Below are 19,208 nucleotides of genomic sequence, written 5' to 3'. Positions count from 1 at the left end.
GGACCGGTATGTGTAAAGAAAGCTAAATCTGCGACCAATCTCGCTCGGACTTGGCCTGCCCTTGGTAGGGTCAGCTATGGCCTCCCTGATCAAGGACCAAGCGGTAGGCATTCAGGACATCGACGACATCTATCCACCGAACGGGACGCCGCTCCCGTTGAGCGTCGACGTCGATCAGCTGCACCTCTGGAATGAGTACCATCGCAAATACTGGAACAGCGCGGAGCGAATGAGCCCGACTCCGCTCGCTCGCCTTCTCGCCGACAGTCTCAGCCGTAGTCAGCGGGTGCTCGAACTGGGGTGCGGTAGCGGAAGTGATGCCGTCTTCCTGCAGAAACAGGGGCATGCGGTCACCGCGACGGACTTCTCAGAGTTCGCCATCCATGAGAACACGCGCTTCCAAGAAGTGTCCGGGGTCCACTTTTCCGTCCAGGATCTGCGAGCGTCCCTGGCTTTCCCGGACGGAGCCTTCGACACGGTCTACGCACGACTTTCGTTGCATTATTTCTCCGACACCGTGACCCGGGAGATCTTCCGTGAGATACATCGCGTGCTACGCCCTGCCGGAAAGATCCTGTTCACCTGCAGGTCAACCGACGACCCACTCTACGGTGAAGGCGACGATCTCGGTCCTGACCTCTTCCTGAGCCAAGGCCAGATCAGGCATTTCTTCAGCGAGGAGTACACACGGCACGTCCTCTCCGCTGAAGGACGCTTCACGGTCGACAGCCTTACGCTGTGCGACGAGCTCATCTACAATCATCGCGCAAGTGTAGTGCAGTGCTCCGCGCACCGTTCGCAGGGGCTAAGCACGTAGTTTGTTCCTGGCATTGAGAAGCTGCTCGCGGACCGAGAGGGCATCGGCCCAGCGAACGCAGTCACGCCAGTTCCACATGACTTTGGACTCGGCCGCTTCAGAGACCAGACGTCGGAGGTATTGTGTGATGCAGGCGGGGGCGTGCGCTCCGTATGCTGGGCCCGCCTCCCGTCCGAACATGAGGTAGGCCTGGCCGGCGAGGTTGTCGAGCGCGTCCTTGTGCGAGACGAACGATTCGATATTCGGGTAGTCGCGAGCGACGCGGGGGAGCATGTCGATGTCCCCCGGGACCAGGTGCAGATGGGCATGGTCGATGCACGCCCCGGCGTGCCGGGTGAAACTCTCCGCCCCATGCTCGAAGTAGGTGATCGGGCCGTAAACCTCTCTGAGTTTCGATTCCGCGTCGCGCTTGACCGCGTGGAGTTCATCGCGTTCGGTTTTCGACAGGCCCGCGAGTGAGGGCATGTGACGATCGGTGATGATGAGCAGGTGCCCTTCCGCCAGCGGCGCGGTGTCGAGGACGACCAAGAAGGATTCAGTTTGGAAGATGACCTCATCGCCATTTTCGGCATGAAATAAATGGTTCCAAACGGGCGATCGCCCCTCTGCTATCAGGACACAGAAAGGACACTCAAGAGTCCGGTCAAAAATCCCCACGTGACGCCACCTTAATGCGGATGCCGATCGTCTCACCCCGATGCGCACTTGTGTCACTTCTCCTGATACGGGTAATGCGGCGTAAGGAATAGTGCTGGGATTGCCACCTTGAGATGGCGTCATGGCTATATTTACGACTTCCGCAGCAGCGGTATGGCGGCGCCTGCATATCTGGATGACTCAGCACGCAGGGCAAGCGACATCGCGTCTCCTGACCTGCTTGAAGCCCTCATACGGCCGTCTCGACGGCCTGGGACATGCGACAGCAGATGTTGCGTTCCCGGAAACCGAGGACCGCGGCCTCACACCCGGAACGTGCGGCGATAGGCGTCCGGCGGTACGCCGACGGTGCGCTGGAAATGGCGGCGCAGCGTCGTCCCCGTGCCCATACCCGCAGCCGAAGCGATGGCGTCGACGCTGTCATCCGTGGTCTCCAGCAGTTCTTGCGCGCGGCGGATCCGCTGCGTCAGCAGCCATTGCAGCGGGGTGGTGCCGGTGACCGCGTGGAAATGGCGGGCCAGGTGGCGTGAGCTCATGTTCGCCTGGCGGGCCAGGTCCTCCACGGTGAGTGGCTGGTCCAGTCGTCGCATCACCCAGGGGAGCAGCTCGGCCAGGGGGTGGCCGTCCTGGGCGGGCACCGGTGTGGTGACGAACTGGGCCTGGCCACCGGCACGGTGGGGTGGCACGACCAGGCGGCGGGCGACCACGTTGGCGATCGCCGAGCCGTGGTCGCGGCGGACCAGATGCAGGCACAGGTCCATCGCCGCGGCCTTGCCCGCGGAGGTGAGCACGCTGCCGTTGTCGACGTAGAGCACGTCCGGGTCGACCTCCACCCGGGGATAGCGCGCGGCCAGTTGTTCGGTGTGGGCCCAGTGCGTGGTCGCGCGCAGCCCGTCCAGCAGGCCGCCGGCGGCGAGCACGAACACGCCCGTGCATAGGGAGACCACCCGCGCGCCCGACTCGTGGGCCGCGCGCACCGCCTCGACCAGGTCGGCCGGTGGGTCCTGGTCGACGTCCGCCAAGGCGGGGACGATCACGGTGTCGGCGTGCGCCAGCCGGTCGAGGCCGCAGTCCGGCTCCATCAGCCACCGGCCGACCCGGACGGCGTGCGTGCCGCACACCTTGACGTCGTACCAGGGGCCCGGCACGGCGTCCGGGGCGGAGCCGAAGACCTCGTAGGCCAGGGCCAGCTCGAAGTGCAGCATCCCGTCGGTGGCGGCGACCGCGACGGAGCGCGGGAAGGAACTCATGTCGGGAATTGTACGGATCGTGTCGTTCCGGACGCTGGGCATCGATGCTTCAACGGGACAGGATTTACGCACTGAAGCACTTCGAGCACTTCGAGTACGCAAGGAGCAGGCATGGGATCGGGTCGGAACGTGGCGGTGTTCGGCGCGTACGGGCACACCGGGCGGTTCGTGGTCGCGGAGTTGCGCGAGCGCGGATACGTTCCGCTGCTCCTCGGGCGCGACCAGGACAAGTTGCTGGCGCTGGCGCACGCCCAGCCGGGGCTCGAGGCGCGGCAGGCGTCGGTCGACGATCCGGCCGCGCTCGACCGGGCGCTGAACGGCGCCGTCGCCGTGATCAACTGCGCCGGGCCCTTCGCCGCGACCGCCGCACCGCTGGTCGAGGCGGCGCTGCGGGCCGGCATCCCGTATGTGGACGTGGCGGCGGAGATCGAGGCGAACATCGACACGTTCGCGCACTTCGCGGAGCGCGCCCGCGCCGCGGGCACTGTGGTGCTCCCGGCGATGGCCTTCTACGGCGGGCTCGGCGACCTGTTGGTCACCACCGCGATGGGCGATTGGACGGCGGCGGACGAGGCGCACATCGCCTACGGCCTGAGCAGTTGGCACCCCACTGCCGGAACGCTCGCCGCGGGCGTGGTCTCGGGGCAGCGACGGGGTGGCCGCCGCGTCCGCTTCACCGGCGGACGGCTGGAGTACCACGACGACGCCCTGCCGACCCTGGAGTGGCCCTTCCCGGCTCCGCTCGGCCCCCAGAGCGTCATCGGAGAGTTCACCATGGCCGACGTCGTCACCGTTCCCAGCCACCTGGCCATTCCGGAGGTGCGTACCTACATGACCGCCAAGGCGGCCGCGGACCTGTCCGCTCCTGGCGCCTCGGCGCCGACCGCCGTGGACGAGCGCGGCCGCTCCGCGCAGACCTTCGTCATCGACGTCCTCGTCCGCTCCGGCGGTACGGAACGCCGCGTGGTCGCCGCCGGTCAGGACATCTACGCCATCAGTGCGCCGCTCGCGGTGGAGGCCGTCGACCGCATCCTCACCGGCCGGACCAGGACCACCGGCGTCGCCTCCGCTGGCGCGATCTTCGACGCCCCGGACTTCCTCCGCGCCCTGTCCGCGCATCTCTCGCTGACCGACCCGCTGACCGCCCCGCTCGGCACACGCGGCTGACCGGCGACCCGTACCGGGATCCAGACCGTGGTCAGTGCGGTAGATGGACAGGCCGATCACCCCTGCGGGGCGGCCGTCAGCAGGGCCGGTGCCAGGAAATCAGCTGGAGATGGCTGTGTGCCCGCCGACCTCCTGGGCCGATGCCGCCCGTGTCCGGTCATGCGGTCCAGATCCCACCAGTGGACGTGAACGGCCGCGAACCGGCCGGGGACCGCTGAGGCGTTCCGGCTACAGGTGCCATAAGCGGGCCAGGCTCCGGGGCGGTTCCACCGGACCGGCTACGGGTACCGTCAGCGGGCCAGGCTCCGGGGCGGTTCCACCGGACCGGCTACAGGTACCGTCAGCGGGTCGGGGTCCGGGGGCGGTTCCACCAGAGGGAAAGGGACAGGGCCGCGGCGATGAGGATGGCGCCGCCGGCGGCGAAGGCGGCAGCTGTGTCGACCTGCTGGCGGATGACGGTGAAGCTGCCGGGCAGGGCGTTGAGGGCGCTTTGGAGCTGGTCGGCGTTCTCCGCGCGGTGGTAGGAGCCGCCGGTGGTCTGGGCGATCTGTTTGAGTGCGGGTTCGTCGATGGTACGGGGGTTGCGGCCCCTGTCGAATCCGCCGCGGCCACCGAAGCCGCCGCCGCCCCAGCCGCCGTCGAACTGTGAGTTGTCGCAGACCATCGGGGCGGGGTTCGTGGTGCCGAAGCCGATGGGGAAGACCCGGACGCGGCGCAGGGCCGCCTCCTGTGCGGCGAGTTGCGGGTCGACGCCCTGGGTGTTGGCGCCGTCGGTGAGCACGACGATCGCGGCACCGGCGTACCCGGCCCCGCCGCCGGGCTTCGCCCCGGTGGGGGCGACCGAGGGGTCGACCTCCGCGATCGCGTCGATCGAGGCGAGCATCGCCTGCCCGATCGCGGTGCCGCGGGACACGGTGAGGTTGTCCAGCGCCTTGATCAGCGAGTCGGTGTCGTCGGTGGGAGGGACGAGCAACCCTGCGGTGCCTGCGAAGGTGACCAGGCCGATGTGCGGTCCGCCCCGCTGTGACTCGATGAAGTCCGTGGCGGCCTTCTTCGCGGCGGTGATGCGGTTGGGGTCGACGTCCGTGGAACACATGGAGCCGGAGGTGTCGAGCGCGAGCAGGATCGTCGCCGACGTCTGCGGCACCGGCACCGAGGCCTGCGGTCGCGCGGCGCCGACCACGAGCAGGGTGAGCCCGGCGATGAACAGCGCCGGGGGGATCTTCCGGGTCCAGCGCGTACGGCCGGGCAGGGCAGTCCGTACGAGCGCGATCGAGGTGACGCGTACGGCGGCCCGCCGGCGGCGGCGCCGCGCCCACTCGCGGATGGCGAAGATCAGCGGGATGACCAAGACCGACAACAGCGCCCACGGCCATGAGAACGACATTCAGATCACCCGTCCAGACCGGAGCACGGTGAGCGCCGCGCCGCCGGTGAGCAGCGCGAGGGCGAGGCCGATCAGCCCGCCGGCGAGGGGCAGCGGCTCGTCGGAGACGGTGAGCCGCAGATTGATCGTGTCGGCGATCCCGTCGAGCCGCGCGGCGTCGGCGGCGGGGTGGTAGGCGCCGCCGGTGGTCTGCGCGATCAAGGTGAGGGTGTCCTCCTCGAGCGAGGTCTGCAGGAGATAGCCGTCGACCTTCACCGTCGCCCCGGCCGTGGTGCCGACGCCGACGGTGTGGATGTGTACGCCCGCCTTCTGAGCCACGGCCGCGGCCTGTTCGATGTTCGGGCCCTGGTTCTGGCCGTCGGAGAACATCACGATCGTCGCCGACGGCCAGTAGCCGATGTCGGGCGCGGTGCCGTCGCGGCCGATGGCCACCGGCTTGCCGGTGATCGCCGACAGCGAGGCCGTGATGGCCGTCCCCAGCGAGGTACTGCCGGTGATCTTCAGCCGGTCGATGGCCTTGAGCGCGAGGGAGTGGTCGGCGTCGGGCCGTGCGACTGTGAGCGCGCCCCGCTCGAACGCGACGACCCCGATGTCGACGCTGCCGGGCTGCGCCGCCACGAACGCGCGGGCCGCCCGCTGCGCCGCCGCCAGCCGGGTGGGCGCCACGTCGTCGGCACCCATGCTGTTGGAGACGTCCATGGCGAGGATGACGGTGCCCGCGGCCCGCGGGACCGGCAGCATGGCCGTCGGTCCGGCGGTGGCGATCGCGAGCACCGCGACGCCGGCGACCGTCAGGCCGACGCCGAGCTGCGTACGCCGGCCGCCCGGCACGGCGACGCCGGCCGCGGCGAGGGCGGCCGTCCGGCGGCGTGCCGAGACGACGACCGCCCAGGCGAGCGCCGCCGTGACGAGCAGCCCGACGGCCAGCAGCAGCGGGGATGACAGGGTCATGGTGACCGCTCCCAGGTCCGGAGCACGAATTCGGTCATGACGACCGGTCCCAGGTACGGGCGACGAACTCGGTCATGGCGACCGCTCCCAGATACGGGCGACGGACCCGGTCATGACGACCGGTCCCGGGTTCGGGCGACGACCTCGACGAGCGCCTCGGCCAGATCGCGTTCGGTGTCGATGCGGTGGACGGGCACCCCGGCCCGGCGCATGCCCGCTTCGAGCCGGGCGTCGCGGGCGTCGACGGCCTCGCGGAAGCGGACCCGGAGCAGCGGGTCGGCGGAGTCGACGACGAGTTGCTCGCCGGTCTCGGCGTCCTCGACCACGATCAGCCCGGCTTCGGGCAGGACGTCGTCGGCGGTGTCCACGATCCGCAGGGCGACCACCTCGTGCCGCCGGGCCAGGCGCTGGAGCGAGCGTTCCCAGTCGCCGTCGCCGATGAAGTCCGACAGTACGACGATGAGCGCGCGGCGGCGCGCGATCCGTCCGGCCGCGTCGAGCATCTCCGCCAGGTCGGTGGTGGCGCCGCCGCGTACCGTGGAGGTGCGTTCCAGCTCGGCGCCGATCCGCAGCGCGTGCCGCCGGGAGGTGCCGGGGGGGACGACGCGCACGATCCCGGTGTCGAACAGCAGGGCGCCGACGCGGTTGCCGCCCCGGCCGAACAGCCGGGCCAGGACGAGCGCGAGGTCGGCGAGCACGTCGTGTTTGCCACGCCCCGGCCGACCGGCCGCCATCGACGCCGACCGGTCGAGTACGAGCCACACCGTCAGCTCGCGGTCCTCGGTGAACACGCGCAGGTGCGGCTCGTCCAGCCGTGCGGTCACGTTCCAGTCGATGTGCCGGGCGTCGTCGCCGTCGCTGTAGGCGCGCAATCCGGTGAAGTCGATCCCGGAGCCGCGGTGCGCGGTGCGGTGGGCGCCCTGGAGCCGGCCGTCGAGTCTGCGGACGACCTTCCACTCCAGGCGGAGCAGGAGCCTGTCGGGGGCGGTGGCCATGGCTCAGCGATTCTGCAGGACGACGTCGGGCGCCCGGACGGCCCCGAGCACCCTGGTGATGATCGTGTCGGCGTCGACGTCGTCCGCCAGGGCCTCGTACGACAGCACGAGGCGGTGGCGCAGCACGTCGAGCGCGAGCTCGGACAGGTCATGCGGCAGGGTGTAGTCGCGGCCGCGCAGGAACGCCAGCGCCTGGGCGCCCTTGACGAGCGCGATGGATGCTCGCGGGCTCGCCCCGTAGGTGACGTACCGTTCCAGCTCGCCGAGCCCGGCCGTCGCGGGGGAGCGCGTCACGGCGACCAGCCGTACCGCGTAGTCGACGATCGCCGGATCGACGTACACCTCCTGAGCGCGGGCGCGCATCGCGATCAGGTCCTCGGCGGTCACCATCGGCTGCGGCGGCTCCGGCGGACGCAGCGCCCGGTCGACGATCGCCTGCTCTTCGGCCTGCGTCGGATAGTCGACGACCACCTTCATCATGAAACGATCGACCTGCGCCTCCGGCAGGGGATAGGTGCCCTCCGACTCGATCGGGTTCTCCGTCGCCATGACCAGGAACGGCTCGGGCACCCGGAACGTCTCCCGGCCGATCGTCACCTGATGCTCCTGCATCACTTCCAGCAGGGCGCTCTGCACCTTGGCGGGGGCGCGGTTGATCTCGTCGGCCAGCAGCAGGTTCGCGAACACCGGGCCGAGCTCGGTCCGGAACTCCCCGGAGTGCTGGTGGTAGACCCGCGTGCCCACGAGGTCGGCGGGCACCAGGTCGGGGGTGAACTGCACGCGCTGGAAACTCCCGGCGATCGCGGCGGCCAGCGACCGCACCGCGAGCGTCTTGGCCAGGCCCGGCACGCCCTCGACGAGCAGGTGACCGTCGGCGATCAGCGCGACGGCCATGCGCTCCAGCAGCACGTCCTGCCCGACGATCGTACGTTTGACCTCGAACAGCACATGTTCGAGCGGATGGGCCGACTCGGGGGATCTGGTCGAGGTCATCTGGTGTTCCTTCTCGTCGGTCAAATCTGGGGCCCGTCGGGGCCGTCGCCTTCGCTGCCCAGGGCCACGCCGATCGGCACCGCGAACGCGATGCCGGCGAACGCGTCGTCGCCTCCCGGGTCGGCCATCGAGATGACGATCCCGATGACCAGGCCGCGAGCGTCGAGCAGGGGACCGCCGGAGCTGCCCGGGTTGACGGAGGCGTCGAACTGGATGAGCCCGCCCAGTTCGCCGTCATCGGCGGTCCGGCCGGTGGTCCGGTTCAGGCCCGACACGACGCCGGTGGAGACGCTGTAGGTCAGGCCCAGCGGATTGCCGATCGCCACGACGGGCGCGCCCACGGCCACGGCGCCGCCGATCGTCGCCGGCACGACGATCTCCGGCAGCTTGGCGGGCTTGAGGGTCGCGACGTCGAGCTTGGGATTCGACGACACGACAACGGCCTTCGCCTTGGTGCCGTCGGCGAACGTCAGATTGATGTCCTTCGTGCCCTTGATGACGTGGTGCGCGGTCAGAACCGTCCCATCCTCGGCCGCGATCACCCCGGTACCGAACGACTTCCCGGCCCGGATGACCACCACCGACGGCCCGACCCTCTTGTAGACGTCGGGCACCGTGAGCGTCGCACTGGGCGTCGGCGTCGCGCTCGGCCTGGGCGCGGCTGCTTCGCCGTTCCCACCGCTGCTTCCCAGCCAGTACGCCAGCACCGCCACGACGACAAGTACGCCGCCCCCGATGGCAAACCGCCGAGCCCTTCCGGCTTCGACTCCCTGAGCCTCGGCCGCACCAGCCTCCTGCGGCACGCGCTCCATCGCCCCATATTCATAAATCTCAGTCGAAAGTGCTACAAACTCCGCCTGTGAACTCCCTGGGAACCGGTCCCCGCAGCTCAACGCGGGCAGCGCGGGCGATGATGCACGTACCGTCTGCGGCTGTTCGCGCCGTCAGGTCACGTTCGACGGCAGCAGGTCCGGTTCGCACCCATAGGCGGTCCACAGCACCTCGCCGGACAGCGCCAGGTCGGTCGGGCACGGGTACGCCGCGAGGTCGATCCGCCGGGTGACCACGAGGGTCGTTGTGTCGATCTCGACGACCTCGTGCGAGTCATGCAGCGCCGCGAACACGTGGGCGCCATCCGGTGCCACCGCGAGACCTGCCACACCCGACAGATCGGTGACCGCGCCGATCAGCACACCAGCGGTGTCCGTGACCACGATGCGGTCCTCGGCGGCCACGAAGACCTTGCCTCCTCCCGCGACCACATCACTACGCGCGGTGATGCCGACGGACACGCCGAGGTCTGTTATCGAGTCGGCGGCCGAGGCCACAGGCGCCACGGCGACGACGAGGCCGGCCGTCATGGTCATGGTGCTCAGAAGGGCGCCTAATCGGCGTATGGGCCGGACGACGTCCGACCATTTCGAGGGTGAGAAGCGCACGTGTACTCCACTCCGAGCAAGACGAGAACGAAACGAGAACGCCATGATCGAGCCAGAGAACCCACGTCCGGTCAAGATCCGTAATCAGTCACCACCCGATCACGCGCGGGGACGCCGTGGGCGCTTGCCCTCCTACCGCGTCGGTGTGAAGGACGAGGCGATCAGCCAGACGCTGCCGGCCACGAGTACAACTGCGACGGCGAGATCCTTGGCCCGTCCGCGGATCATGCTTCGTGCCAGGCGGACGATCCCAGCCCAGGAGATTCACACCCGGGGATCGCCGCCCACGCCGCCGTGCCCACGGCCCCTGCCCACAGGATGAGCCCGTACGGTCTCCGGTTCAGGGGTGACCGAGCCGTCAGGAGCAGCGGCCCCGCAGCCACCGGGTAACAGACGATCAAGGGCCAGGGCGGTAGGACGCACGTTCCTGTCCGGTGCACGGGTCGGGGCCCGGCAGGAGAAGCGCGGTGACCAGCCCGAACGCGAGCACGGTGCCGACCACGACGACAGCGGTGAGCGTGGCCCGGCGTGACCCGCGCAGAAGAAGGCCGGCCACGACGACCGGCTGCAGGAGAACGCCCCACAACAGCAGCTCTCCCGGCACATTCTCCAGCGCGTACGGACCTTCCACCGGATGGGGAGCGGGGCCCGTCGCGGAACAGAACCAGCCGACGCTCTGCCTGCCAGCCGCTTGCTGATGGCGTTCGGCGTTATCCGTCCAGGAGGCCGGTGGGGACGACGGTTTCGTGCCGATTCCGCTGGGCGTGCATGTCCCAGAGGATGTCGGCCAGTTCGGCGGGGTCGGCGGCGGCCATGTCGGGCATGGGTTCGCCCTGGGCCCGGCGTCGCTCATAGTCGGCGTCGAAGGGGGTGCCCGCGATGCGTGCGCCGATGTAGAGCATGCCGACATAGACGCCCTTGCCGGAGACCTCGGCCGCGAGCGACTGAAGGTAGTTCCGCTGGGCGGCCAGGACCGTGGGCCAGCCGCTCATGTTCGGCCGGCCACGGACGGCGGCGGCCCCTTGGGCGCTGAGGATGGCGCCGTCGCGCTGCTCGACCATGGCGGGGAGGAACTCCCGGACCAGGGCCAGGAGTGTGTACATCGTGATCGGCATGCGGTCCTGAAGCCGCTCCGGGGTGAGGTCGACGGCGGGAACGAAGCCCGGGTCCGTGGGGACCGGGCCGTAATAGAGGGCCGTGGGGTTCCTGACGCTCGCGCGGATCTGCTCGGCGAGCGCCGGGACGGCGCTGGTCTGGTCGAGGTCGGCGGTGATCACGTGGGCGGTGATGCCATCGGCGGACAGATCCCGGGCGAGCAGGTCCAAGGGTCCCCGGCGGCGGGCGACCAGGACGACGTCGTACCCTTCCTTTCCGTATCGGCGGGCGACTGCCTGGCCGACACCTGGACCGGTTCCGAACACTGCGATGGATTTCGTCATGCCGTCCAGCCAACCTCACCGGTGCCGAGACGATCCATGGGAGAACATCTGCAATACCTTTGTGATCGTCTACGCTGAGCGGGTGGATGTGCTGACGGACTTGCTGCACCGGGCCCGCGCGCAGAACGCCCTGGTCAGACGGCTGATCCAGCGGCCTCCGTGGGGGATGACGTACGCCGACGCGCCGCCGCTCACGGTCGCGGCCACGCTCGGCGGCCATGCCTCGATCCGGCTCGGGGATTCCGCTCCCACGCGCCTTGCCGCGGGTGACATCGCCCTGATCACCGACCCGGGCGGGTACACGATCTCGGACGCCCCGGCGACCGCGCCCCAGTTCGTGATCCGGGACGGGCGCAAGTATCTCCCCACCGGCGCACCGGCGGCCCCCCGCCCGATGCCGGCCCCCCGCACGTACGGCGCCGACGTGTCCGGGGCCACCATCATGCTCCGTGGCGCGTACGAGCTGCACGGCGATGCGGCCTCCCGTCTGCTGGGCCTGCTTCCGCCGCTGGCGGTCGTGCCCGCGGGGCCGCGTACCCGGGCCGCCCTCGATCTGCTCTCCGCCGAGGCCGCCCGCGACGAGCCGGGCCAGGACGCGGTTCTGGCCCGGCTCCTGGATCTGGTCTTCGTGATCGCGTTGCGGGCCTGGTGCACCAGGCCGGAGGCGACGCCGCCCGCTTGGTACCGGGCGCTGACCGACCCGGCGATCGGCGAGGCGCTGCGCCTCATGCACGAGGAACCCGCCCACCGGTGGACGGTCGCCTCGCTGGCCGCCAAGGTCGGCATGTCCCGCGCCGCCTTCGCCCAGCGCTTCGCCGCCCTGGCCGGTCAGCCGCCGCTCGGCTATCTCACCGACTGGCGCATGACCCTCGCGGCCGACCTGCTCCGCGACACCCGGCAGACCGTCGCCATCGTGGCCCGTCAGGTCGGCTACCAGGATCCGTTCGCGTTCAGCGTGGCGTTCAAGCGCGCCCGCGGACGCACGCCCTCGGCCTGGCGCGGCTCCACCTGATCGGCTGTACGGCCGCCGCCCTCGTGTATACGGTGTAAACGTGAACGTTTACGGTGTAGACAAGGTGGTTCGCCGCAGCCCCCGGTGGCGGCGGATCGTGCTGGTGGTCGTCGTCCTGGCCGTGGTCCTGGTGGGTGGGACGCTCGGTGGCGGCTGGTACGGCAGCGGCGTCATGCTCGACCCCGTTCACCCGACCGGCGGTGACCACGCCGAACGCGTGCTCGGCGTACGGACGGCCGGCGGCGGGAAGGTCGTCGCGCTCACCTCGTCCGCCGCCACCGCGCGCCCCGGCGCGTGGGGGCTGGTCTGGGACGGAGGCGCGGCCATGCTCGGCGACATCGTCGGCCAGGCGCCGGGGCGCGTGGAGCGCGAACTGCTCGGCGGTACCGCCCCGCCGACCGGCCAGCCGGTGAGCGTGACGTCGACCTTCCAGGGCGACCCGAAGACCTCGCTCGGCCTCGGCTTCACCGAGATCGCCGTGCCCACCGAACTCGGCGACGCCCCCGCCTGGTACATCCCCGCCGCCGACCCCGCCGCCACGACCTGGGCCATCATGGTGCACGGCAGCAACGGCCGGCGCCAGGCGACCCTGCACGCCATCCCCGCGATGCACCGCTTCGGGCTGCCGGTGCTCGACATCACCTACCGCAACGACTTGGGGGCTCCGGCCTCTCCCGACGGGCTCATCCACCTCGGCGCGTCCGAATGGCGCGACCTGGAGTCCGCGGTCCGCACCGCGCAGGGCAGGGGCGCCCGCCGGGTGGTGCTGTTCGGGGGGTCCATGGGCGGGGCCGTCGTCGGCCAGTTCCTCACCCACTCGCGGTCGGCCGAGGTCGTCGCCGCCGTCGTCCTGGAGAACCCGCTGCTCAGCGCGCCCCTGACGAGTGACTTCCAGGTCGGTCTGATGCACATGCCGACGATGATGGCCCGGGCCGGCGACCTGATCGCCGGGTGGCGGGCCGGGATCGACGTCAGCCAGATCGACCTGCTCCGTCATCCGCCGAGGGTGAAGCCGCCGGCGCTGGTGCTCCAGGGGGACGCCGACGTCGAGGTCCCCGTCCAGACGTCACGGGACTTCGCCGCGGCGGGGGCTCGGCTGGGGTGGGCCATCCAGTACGTGGAGTTCCCGGGCGCCGGGCACACGCAGGAGTGGAACACCGACCGCGCCCGCTACGAGAGCTCGCTGTCCGGCTTCCTCGCTCGCGTACTGGGGCCCGGTCAGCATGCCGAGCCGACCACCTCGTAGTAGTTCTGTCCTGTTCGCCGCAGCGTCGTGGTCACGAACGTGTTCCACAGCCCCATCGCCTGACCGGAGCCCTTGGCGTAGCCGGGGTGGCGCCGCGTTCCTGCCACTCCGCCGCCTCACATGGAGGTCGGCGGGGGAACCTCGTCAGCCGATCGGCGGGATCCCGTCAGTGGACGTCGAAGTGGATGCCTTCGAGGAGGTCGGCGGCGGGCCGGTCCAGGACGTACGCGCCGGTGGCCGGACCGGCCTGACCGCCACGGACCCGCGCCAGCAGCGCCTCCCAGCGGCGATGGTGCTGCGCGAACGTCCGCGTCGCCACGACCCGCCCTCTGGCCTGCTGACCGGCCAGCGCGTCCTCGGGAGGAGCGTCCAGCAACAGCAGGTGGAACGGCACCGCCGACCGTCGTGCCAGCCAGGCGAACCCGTGCAGCACGGCCGGCCCGCAGCCGCGATTGTGCGCGATCACCGCGGACCCGCCCCGCAACGCCCGGCCGATGCGCCACACGTGCGTCGTGAACACCACCGCCGTACGTACCGGCTTGGGCGCCCAGCCCAGGCTGACGCTCCACCGCAGCCGCGACTGCGACGAGTCGATCACCACCACCGAGCCCGCCACGACCGGGCGGCTCTCCGTGCCGTCCAGGGCGTACAGGCGGCGCAGCAATGTGGTCTTGCCCGCACCGGGCAGGCCGGTCAGGATCACCAGGGATCCGGCCGGATAGCGCAACGTCCCAGCGGACTCCGGAGCCGACGGCGCCGAGATTGCCAAGATCCTCACCTTCACCCCGATAGGACGGACACCCGCCTCGGTCACATTTTGCTGCATGTCAGGCCATAAGCGTGCAGCATTGGTGAGCCTGCTCCCTTTCTCCTCGCCTGATGACCTCGACTGGGGACCGATCTCGGCGATCGGCCGGGCTCGGTGTCGGGCTCCTCGGACGGGTGACCGCTAGTATGGCGGGAAAGCGCTTTCAAGGAGGGCGTCCCATGATCCGCCAGGGCTCACACTGATGGCCCCCGTAACGCTGTGCCACACCGATCGCGGCGAGGGCGAGACCCTGCTGCTCGTGCACGGCTGGGGCGGGCACGCCCGTACCTGGGATCCCATCGCCGACGCGCTCCAGCCCGGCCACCGCGTGATCGCCGCCGACCTGCGCGGGCACGGGAAGTCGCCCGTGACCCTGGACGGCTACCGGCCCGCCGACCTGGCGGGCGACCTCGTCGCCCTGCTCGACCGCCTCGGCGCCGGGCCGGTCGTGGCGGTGGGGCACTCGATGGGCGCCCAGGTCGTCACCGCCATGGCCGTGGAGCACCCCGAACACGTCTCGGCGCTGGTGGTCGTCGATCCCGCCTACGGGGCCGACGCCGCCGAGGAGCGACTGTTCGCCAAACGGCTGGCCGCCCTGCGGGCCGACGGTGCGCGGGCCGCCGTCCGCCAGCTCGGCTCCTTGCCCGCCGCGGTACGCGACCAACTGCTCGCCACTCCCGGCCATGTGCTGGCCGCCTGCTACGAGGGCATGTACCTGGGCCCGGACGCGTTCGGCGCCCGCCCCGCGACGCGCCGGTACCTGGCCAGGCGCACCCGCCCGGTGCTCTGCGTCCGCTCACTGAGCGAGCCGGCCGCCTGGGAGTCCTCGATCCCCGCGCCTTCCGGGTCACAGATGGTCACGTGGGACGGCACGGGGCATTTCCTGCATCTGGAACGCCCCCAGGCGTTCGCGGGCCTACTCGGCCGCTGGCTCTCCACTCTCTACCCCCACGCCCGCACCCGCGCCTGACCTGCCGTCGCAGAACAGCCCGGCGTAAGCGCAAGCCGGAAGGCGTCTTCTCGCTGTCGTCACGGCCCAGCCGTCGATCTACCAGGTCGCCATCGACGCGTCCCCAGCCGAGATTCCTGCCGCCCACCAGCAGATCAGTGACACGCCGTAGCCGGTGATTGAACGACAGGAAGTGACCCCGGCGCGAACCGCTCAGGCGATCTGCAACGCCCCGAAGGATGCCGGACACTAACCAGGGTGTCCGGCACCTTGTGGCAAGGAGACTCTGTGACACACCGAGATCGCTTCGAAGCGGTCTATGACGCGTACTACCCGGCGATATATCAGTACGCCGCCCGCCGTACCGGCTCCCCCGACGACACCGCCGACGTCATCTCCGAGACGTTCCTCACCGCCTGGCGGCGTATCGGCGACGTGCCCGAGGGGGAGCGGGCGTTGCTGTGGCTGTACGGCGTGGCCCGCCGCGTCCTGGCCAACCAGAAACGCGGTGCCTCACGCCGGGCCGTGCTCGCCGAGCGGCTCCGTGACGAGCTGGCCGCCGACCGGACGGGCACACCGGTCGATCTGGAGTACGTCCGAACCGCCTTCGACGACCTGTCCGAGCGGGACCGGGAGGTCCTGGCGCTGGCCTGCTGGGAGGAGCTGACCAGCGAGCAGATCGCCAAAGTCGTGGGATGTACGGCGATCACCGCCCGGACCCGTCTGCACCGGGCGCGCAAACGGCTGGCGGCGACGCTGGAGCGGCAGCCGTCCTCGACGATCGTGATGGGGGAAGCATGAAGGACATCGACCACCTGGTGAAGGCCATCGATCCCACACCGTACGCGCCGGATCAGGGGCCCGGCGCGCGCGAGCTGCGTGCGGCGATCATGGCGACCGCACCCCCGCGTCGCCGGCTGTCCTGGCTCCCAGGAGTAGGGGTCCTTGGCCGCTGGCCCGTATTGATCTCGGCGGTCACCGCCCTGGCCGTGGCCGTCGCCATCGGCGTCGGTCTGCCGTCCGGCGGTCCGGCCACCGAGTACGCCAACGCGGCCGTCTCCATCAAGAAGGCCGACGATCATTTCAGCGTCACCATCACCGACCCCGCGGCCGACTACCGGCGCTTCGAGGAGGCGTTCCGCGCGGTCGGGCTGAACGTCAGGGTGAAGGTCATCCCCGTGGCACCGGACGAGGTGGGCACGCTGATCGGCCCGATCGTTCCGGAGGGCTTCAAATGGCACGGAAGCATTGGAGTACAGGCGGTGCGGCCGTGCGCGTCGGTCTTCTGCGGCAAGGTCTGGATGCCCGCCGACTTCCCCGGCCGGGTCGTCCTCGGGGTGGGTCGCCCCGCCAGAGCGGGAGAGTCTTACGCCGACAACGATGACTACGCTCCCGCCGACGAGGCGCTGGACGGCTACAAGGTCCACGGCAAGACGGTCGCGGCGGTCCGTGCCGAGCTGCGCCGGCGCGGCCTGAAGGTCGGCTACCGCCTGCTGTGGAACTATCGCGAGGGCAGCTTCTTCCAGCAGCCCGTCACCGTGGACCGCGTCAAGGACGACTGGATCGTCGACGGCTCCCGCGACCACAGCTCGGACACGGTCGATCTCTACGTCGTCCCCGGTCCTGGCGCCGGGCCGGCCCCTGACCCGCTGAAGGTCGCCGCTCCCCATTGGTACGACGACCTTACCAACTGAGAGGAATCAGGCCCCGATGCTGCAGCTGATGGGAATGCCGGTGAGGTAGCGGTATCGCATGTGCGCGGAAAAGGTGCCTCCTACGCCAGGCAGGCATAGAAGGCACCTTTTCCTGCTATCTCACATTCGTCCGGCGATCAAGCTCGCTGCCAGCCCTCAGGAAGGCCCGGAAGGGTCGTTCGCTGCTGGCTGGGCGCCGCGTCGTAGTAAAGGAAGAGCGCCCAGTCCCGCCCGTTGGTGGCGCAGGCCGAATGGTCCCAGGTCCACCAGCCCTGACTGGCGCCCCATCGACGCTGCGCCTCGCAGGTCCCCTCATCCGGGTAGAAATTGAAGATGTACCAGACTCCTGGTGTCGCGTTCGAACTTACGACGGACGGAGTGGTGTCCGCCCATGTGGGCGCCGCCAGGGTCAGGCCGCCGGCTCCCAGCGCGACCATGATGGCGAGCGTCGTCGCGGCTTTCTTGGTTTTCTGCATAGTTCTCTCCTGGATTGTCGCGTCGTACGTCAGGGCGAAGGGTCGTAGATGACCCAGAGCGCCCACCGGCCGTCGAGTGGCCGGCAGGTGAATCCGATCGCGCCGTTCCCGTGCACGTAGTCCCGGCCGACTTCGGCGCAGCTCTGCGCGCTGGAATACCAGCCGCCAAATTCTTGATGGCTGGCCACCTGCGCGGGACCCGCCGACTGCCGGCTCGCCGGGTCGCTCTGCGTGGCGAATGCCGGGACCATGGGAGTCAACGCCAGGGCCAGGCCGGCCGCACCGGTGACTACTCGTCTTGCCATGCGATCGAGCATGTTTTCTCCCTTTTTTCGGTCAGCTCGGAATAGAGACGCTCAGGCGATCTCCTACCTGCATGGGAATCGTTCCCGGCGCGACGACCAGCGATGATCCCTGGCATTGCGCTCCTTGGTAGACGGTGACGAAGACGTCCGTACGATTGGTGACCGTGGTGAAGGCCGACGTGGTGCTGTGGCAGCCGGCCGTTGGATTGTTGAACACTATTCTTGGTCCGGTCGGACCGGAGGAAAGAATCAGCGTTCCCGTGGCGGCGTCCGCGGGTGCCGCGAAGAGCGCAATGCCTGCGGCCAGTGCTGTCATCGCGAGTAACCGGGCTGTCATTCTCAAGGCGGGCCGTCCTTTCGTCGCGGATCTCTCCAGGATTTCTTATGGGGTGGCCATTCCGGGGCCGCTTGTCGAAATCATGGTCGCTGTTCTGACTGTCGTTGTGCTGGCGTATTACTGACATGGGCCTGGCGCCGACTGCTTATGCGATGAAATGGTGTCTTAAGCCGGAAAAAACCGAACGGCCGTCAGATCCGCAATCCGATGAGGGCAGGGGATGCGATGAACGGCGACACCGTGCTGGTGACCGGAGGGTCGGGCTTCCTGGCGGGCTTCTGCGTCGCTCGGCTGCTCCAGGAGGGCTACCGCGTGCGGACCACCGTGCGTTCCGCCGCCCGGGAGCGGGAGGTCCGCGAGGCCATGGAGGTCGCCGGAGTGGTGGCGGGGGACTCGTTGTCGTTCGTGGTCGCGGATCTGACCTCGGACGCGCACTGGGCCGAGGCCGTCGAAGGCTGTGCCTACGTGCTGCACGTCGCCTCGCCGTTGCCCGCCATCGCCCCGAAGGACGAGAACGAGGTGCTCGTCCCCGCCGTGGAGGGGACGCTGCGGGTGCTGCGCGCGGCGCGGGACGCCGGAGTGCGGCGCATCGTGGTCACCTCCTCCTTCGTCGCGATCGGCTACGGACACCCCGCCACCGACCGCGCGTTCACCGAAGAGGACTGGACCGACACCGACGGCCCGGGCGTCACCCCGTACGTCAAGTCCAAGGTGCTGGCCGAACGGGCCGCCTGGGACTTCATGGACCGTGAGGGCGGCTCGCTGGAGCTGGCCGTGGTCAACCCGGTCGGCATCTTCGGGCCCGTAATCGGCCCGCACCTGGCCAGCTCCGTCGGTCTGATCAAGAGCCTGATGGACGGGCGGTTGCCGGGAGCGCCGGACCTGTCCTTCGCGGTGGTCGACGTCCGTGACGCCGCCGACCTGCACCTGCGGGCGATGACCGATCCCGGCGCGGCCGGCCAGCGGTTCATCGCCACCGCCGGGGACACCGTCTCCCTCCACCAGGTCTGCCTGACCCTGCGGCGGCGGCTCGGCGAGGGCGCCCGGAAGGTCCCGGCCCGCAGGCTGCCGAGCTGGTTAATCCGCTTCGTCGCCCGCTTCGCGCCCGCGATGCGCGGGATCGCCGGCGACCTCGGCCTCGTCCGGCACGTCGACAACGCCAAGGCCCGCACCGTCCTGGACTGGCGGCCGCGCTCCAGCGAGGACAGCGTCACCGCGACCGCGCAAAGCCTGCTCGACCTCGGCCTGGTCAAGCAAGCCAAGCGTTCCTGACGCCTGGCAGGGGT

23 protein-coding genes are annotated in these 19,208 nt (G+C 69.9%); 9 read left to right on the top strand and 14 right to left on the bottom strand.

All coding sequences use genetic code 11. The annotated features are described in order from the left end of the window. Positions 1-76: 76 nt before the first annotated feature. Positions 77-817 carry a methyltransferase domain-containing protein gene (locus ACGFNP_RS05410; protein WP_393315092.1) on the top strand — a complete coding sequence of 247 codons (741 nt, stop codon included), beginning with the start codon at positions 77-79 and terminating at the stop codon, positions 815-817. Here the strand turns inward: ACGFNP_RS05410 and ACGFNP_RS05405 are convergent. After that, positions 806-1,474, bottom strand: a complete 669-nt coding sequence (locus ACGFNP_RS05405) for an HIT family protein (RefSeq protein ID WP_393315089.1) — start codon at positions 1,472-1,474, stop codon at positions 806-808. The two genes, ACGFNP_RS05410 and ACGFNP_RS05405, sit on opposite strands and share 12 nt — an antisense overlap. Positions 1,475-1,776: 302 nt before the next feature. After that, positions 1,777-2,724, bottom strand: a complete 948-nt coding sequence (locus tag ACGFNP_RS05400) for a helix-turn-helix domain-containing protein (protein ID WP_358328930.1) — start codon at positions 2,722-2,724, stop codon at positions 1,777-1,779. A 111-nt stretch (positions 2,725-2,835) separates the two neighbouring features. On the opposite strand from ACGFNP_RS05400, the gene ACGFNP_RS05395 reads away from it, so the two are divergent. Next, entirely contained in the window at positions 2,836-3,891 is a 1,056-nt protein-coding gene (locus tag ACGFNP_RS05395) for a saccharopine dehydrogenase family protein (RefSeq protein WP_393315086.1), read from the top strand. A 340-nt stretch (positions 3,892-4,231) separates the two neighbouring features. Here the strand turns inward: ACGFNP_RS05395 and ACGFNP_RS05390 are convergent, their stop codons facing one another. The 8 genes from ACGFNP_RS05390 to ACGFNP_RS05355 form a co-directional block, all read right to left on the bottom strand. Then, positions 4,232-5,278: a VWA domain-containing protein gene (locus ACGFNP_RS05390; protein WP_393315083.1), complete on the bottom strand. Its 1,047-nt coding sequence runs from the start codon at positions 5,276-5,278 to the stop codon at positions 4,232-4,234. After that, entirely contained in the window at positions 5,279-6,229 is a 951-nt protein-coding gene (locus tag ACGFNP_RS05385; RefSeq protein WP_358328939.1) for a VWA domain-containing protein, read from the bottom strand. Between the two features lie 110 nt (positions 6,230-6,339). Continuing rightward, positions 6,340-7,224 (bottom strand): DUF58 domain-containing protein, encoded by an 885-nt coding sequence (locus ACGFNP_RS05380; RefSeq protein WP_358328941.1) that lies wholly within the window; start codon positions 7,222-7,224, stop codon positions 6,340-6,342. A gap of 3 nt (positions 7,225-7,227) precedes the next feature. Further along, positions 7,228-8,217, bottom strand: a complete 990-nt coding sequence (locus ACGFNP_RS05375; RefSeq protein WP_358328943.1) for a MoxR family ATPase — start codon at positions 8,215-8,217, stop codon at positions 7,228-7,230. 20 nt (positions 8,218-8,237) lie between these two features. Then, a complete protein-coding gene (locus ACGFNP_RS05370) occupies positions 8,238-9,029 on the bottom strand; it encodes a S1C family serine protease (protein ID WP_393315078.1) in 792 nt (263 codons plus the stop codon). Between the two features lie 132 nt (positions 9,030-9,161). After that, a complete protein-coding gene (locus ACGFNP_RS05365; RefSeq protein ID WP_393315075.1) occupies positions 9,162-9,584 on the bottom strand; it encodes a YncE family protein in 423 nt (140 codons plus the stop codon). 469 nt (positions 9,585-10,053) lie between these two features. Further along, the gene (locus ACGFNP_RS05360; protein ID WP_393315072.1) at positions 10,054-10,287 is read right to left on the bottom strand and encodes a hypothetical protein; all 234 of its coding nucleotides are present in this window, start codon (positions 10,285-10,287) and stop codon (positions 10,054-10,056) included. Positions 10,288-10,366: 79 nt separating this feature from the next. Then, entirely contained in the window at positions 10,367-11,095 is a 729-nt protein-coding gene (locus tag ACGFNP_RS05355) for an SDR family NAD(P)-dependent oxidoreductase (protein ID WP_393315069.1), read from the bottom strand. Positions 11,096-11,156: 61 nt separating this feature from the next. Here ACGFNP_RS05355 and ACGFNP_RS05350 point away from each other — a divergent pair, with 61 nt between their 5' ends. Together ACGFNP_RS05350 and ACGFNP_RS05345 are read left to right on the top strand one after the other, a co-directional pair. Beyond that, positions 11,157-12,107, top strand: coding sequence for an AraC family transcriptional regulator (locus ACGFNP_RS05350; RefSeq protein ID WP_358328958.1), 951 nt, complete (start codon positions 11,157-11,159; stop codon positions 12,105-12,107). Between the two features lie 40 nt (positions 12,108-12,147). After that, positions 12,148-13,353 carry an alpha/beta hydrolase family protein gene (locus ACGFNP_RS05345; protein ID WP_393315066.1) on the top strand — a complete coding sequence of 402 codons (1,206 nt, stop codon included), beginning with the start codon at positions 12,148-12,150 and terminating at the stop codon, positions 13,351-13,353. Here the strand turns inward: ACGFNP_RS05345 and ACGFNP_RS05340 are convergent. Together ACGFNP_RS05340 and ACGFNP_RS05335 are read right to left on the bottom strand one after the other, a co-directional pair. Next, a complete protein-coding gene (locus ACGFNP_RS05340; protein WP_393315063.1) occupies positions 13,326-13,460 on the bottom strand; it encodes a hypothetical protein in 135 nt (44 codons plus the stop codon). The genes ACGFNP_RS05345 and ACGFNP_RS05340 overlap by 28 nt on opposite strands. 59 nt (positions 13,461-13,519) lie before the next feature. Then, entirely contained in the window at positions 13,520-14,122 is a 603-nt protein-coding gene (locus tag ACGFNP_RS05335; RefSeq protein ID WP_358328964.1) for an AAA family ATPase, read from the bottom strand. A gap of 241 nt (positions 14,123-14,363) precedes the next feature. Here ACGFNP_RS05335 and ACGFNP_RS05330 point away from each other — a divergent pair, with 241 nt between their 5' ends. From ACGFNP_RS05330 to ACGFNP_RS05320, 3 genes are all read left to right on the top strand, one after another. Then, complete coding sequence (locus ACGFNP_RS05330) at positions 14,364-15,131, top strand: alpha/beta hydrolase (protein WP_358328968.1); 768 nt, start codon at positions 14,364-14,366, stop codon at positions 15,129-15,131. A 267-nt stretch (positions 15,132-15,398) separates the two neighbouring features. Further along, positions 15,399-15,911, top strand: a complete 513-nt coding sequence (locus ACGFNP_RS05325) for an RNA polymerase sigma factor (RefSeq protein WP_393315059.1) — start codon at positions 15,399-15,401, stop codon at positions 15,909-15,911. Further along, positions 15,908-16,804 (top strand): hypothetical protein, encoded by an 897-nt coding sequence (locus ACGFNP_RS05320; protein ID WP_393315056.1) that lies wholly within the window; start codon positions 15,908-15,910, stop codon positions 16,802-16,804. Before ACGFNP_RS05325 ends, ACGFNP_RS05320 begins: the two co-directional genes overlap by 4 nt. Before the next feature lie 137 nt (positions 16,805-16,941). Here ACGFNP_RS05320 and ACGFNP_RS05315 read toward each other — a convergent pair whose 3' ends face one another. Together ACGFNP_RS05315 and ACGFNP_RS05310 are read right to left on the bottom strand one after the other, a co-directional pair. After that, complete coding sequence (locus tag ACGFNP_RS05315; RefSeq protein ID WP_393315053.1) at positions 16,942-17,280, bottom strand: hypothetical protein; 339 nt, start codon at positions 17,278-17,280, stop codon at positions 16,942-16,944. A 29-nt stretch (positions 17,281-17,309) separates the two neighbouring features. Continuing rightward, complete coding sequence (locus tag ACGFNP_RS05310) at positions 17,310-17,585, bottom strand: hypothetical protein (protein WP_393315050.1); 276 nt, start codon at positions 17,583-17,585, stop codon at positions 17,310-17,312. A gap of 164 nt (positions 17,586-17,749) precedes the next feature. Between ACGFNP_RS05310 and ACGFNP_RS05305 the strand changes: the two genes are divergently transcribed. Then, positions 17,750-18,046 (top strand): hypothetical protein, encoded by a 297-nt coding sequence (locus tag ACGFNP_RS05305; protein WP_393315048.1) that lies wholly within the window; start codon positions 17,750-17,752, stop codon positions 18,044-18,046. A gap of 101 nt (positions 18,047-18,147) precedes the next feature. Then, on the top strand, positions 18,148-19,194 hold the full coding sequence (locus ACGFNP_RS05300) for an SDR family oxidoreductase (protein ID WP_393315045.1): 1,047 nt from the start codon (positions 18,148-18,150) through the stop codon (positions 19,192-19,194). Positions 19,195-19,208 lie beyond the last annotated feature (14 nt).

This window comes from Nonomuraea sp. NPDC049269, from assembly GCF_043197155.1.
In the GTDB taxonomy this organism is placed as follows: Bacteria; Actinomycetota; Actinomycetes; order Streptosporangiales; family Streptosporangiaceae; genus Nonomuraea.
The sequence above is the reverse complement of the archived record's forward strand: the minus strand, read 5'-3'. Positions and strand labels throughout refer to the sequence as shown.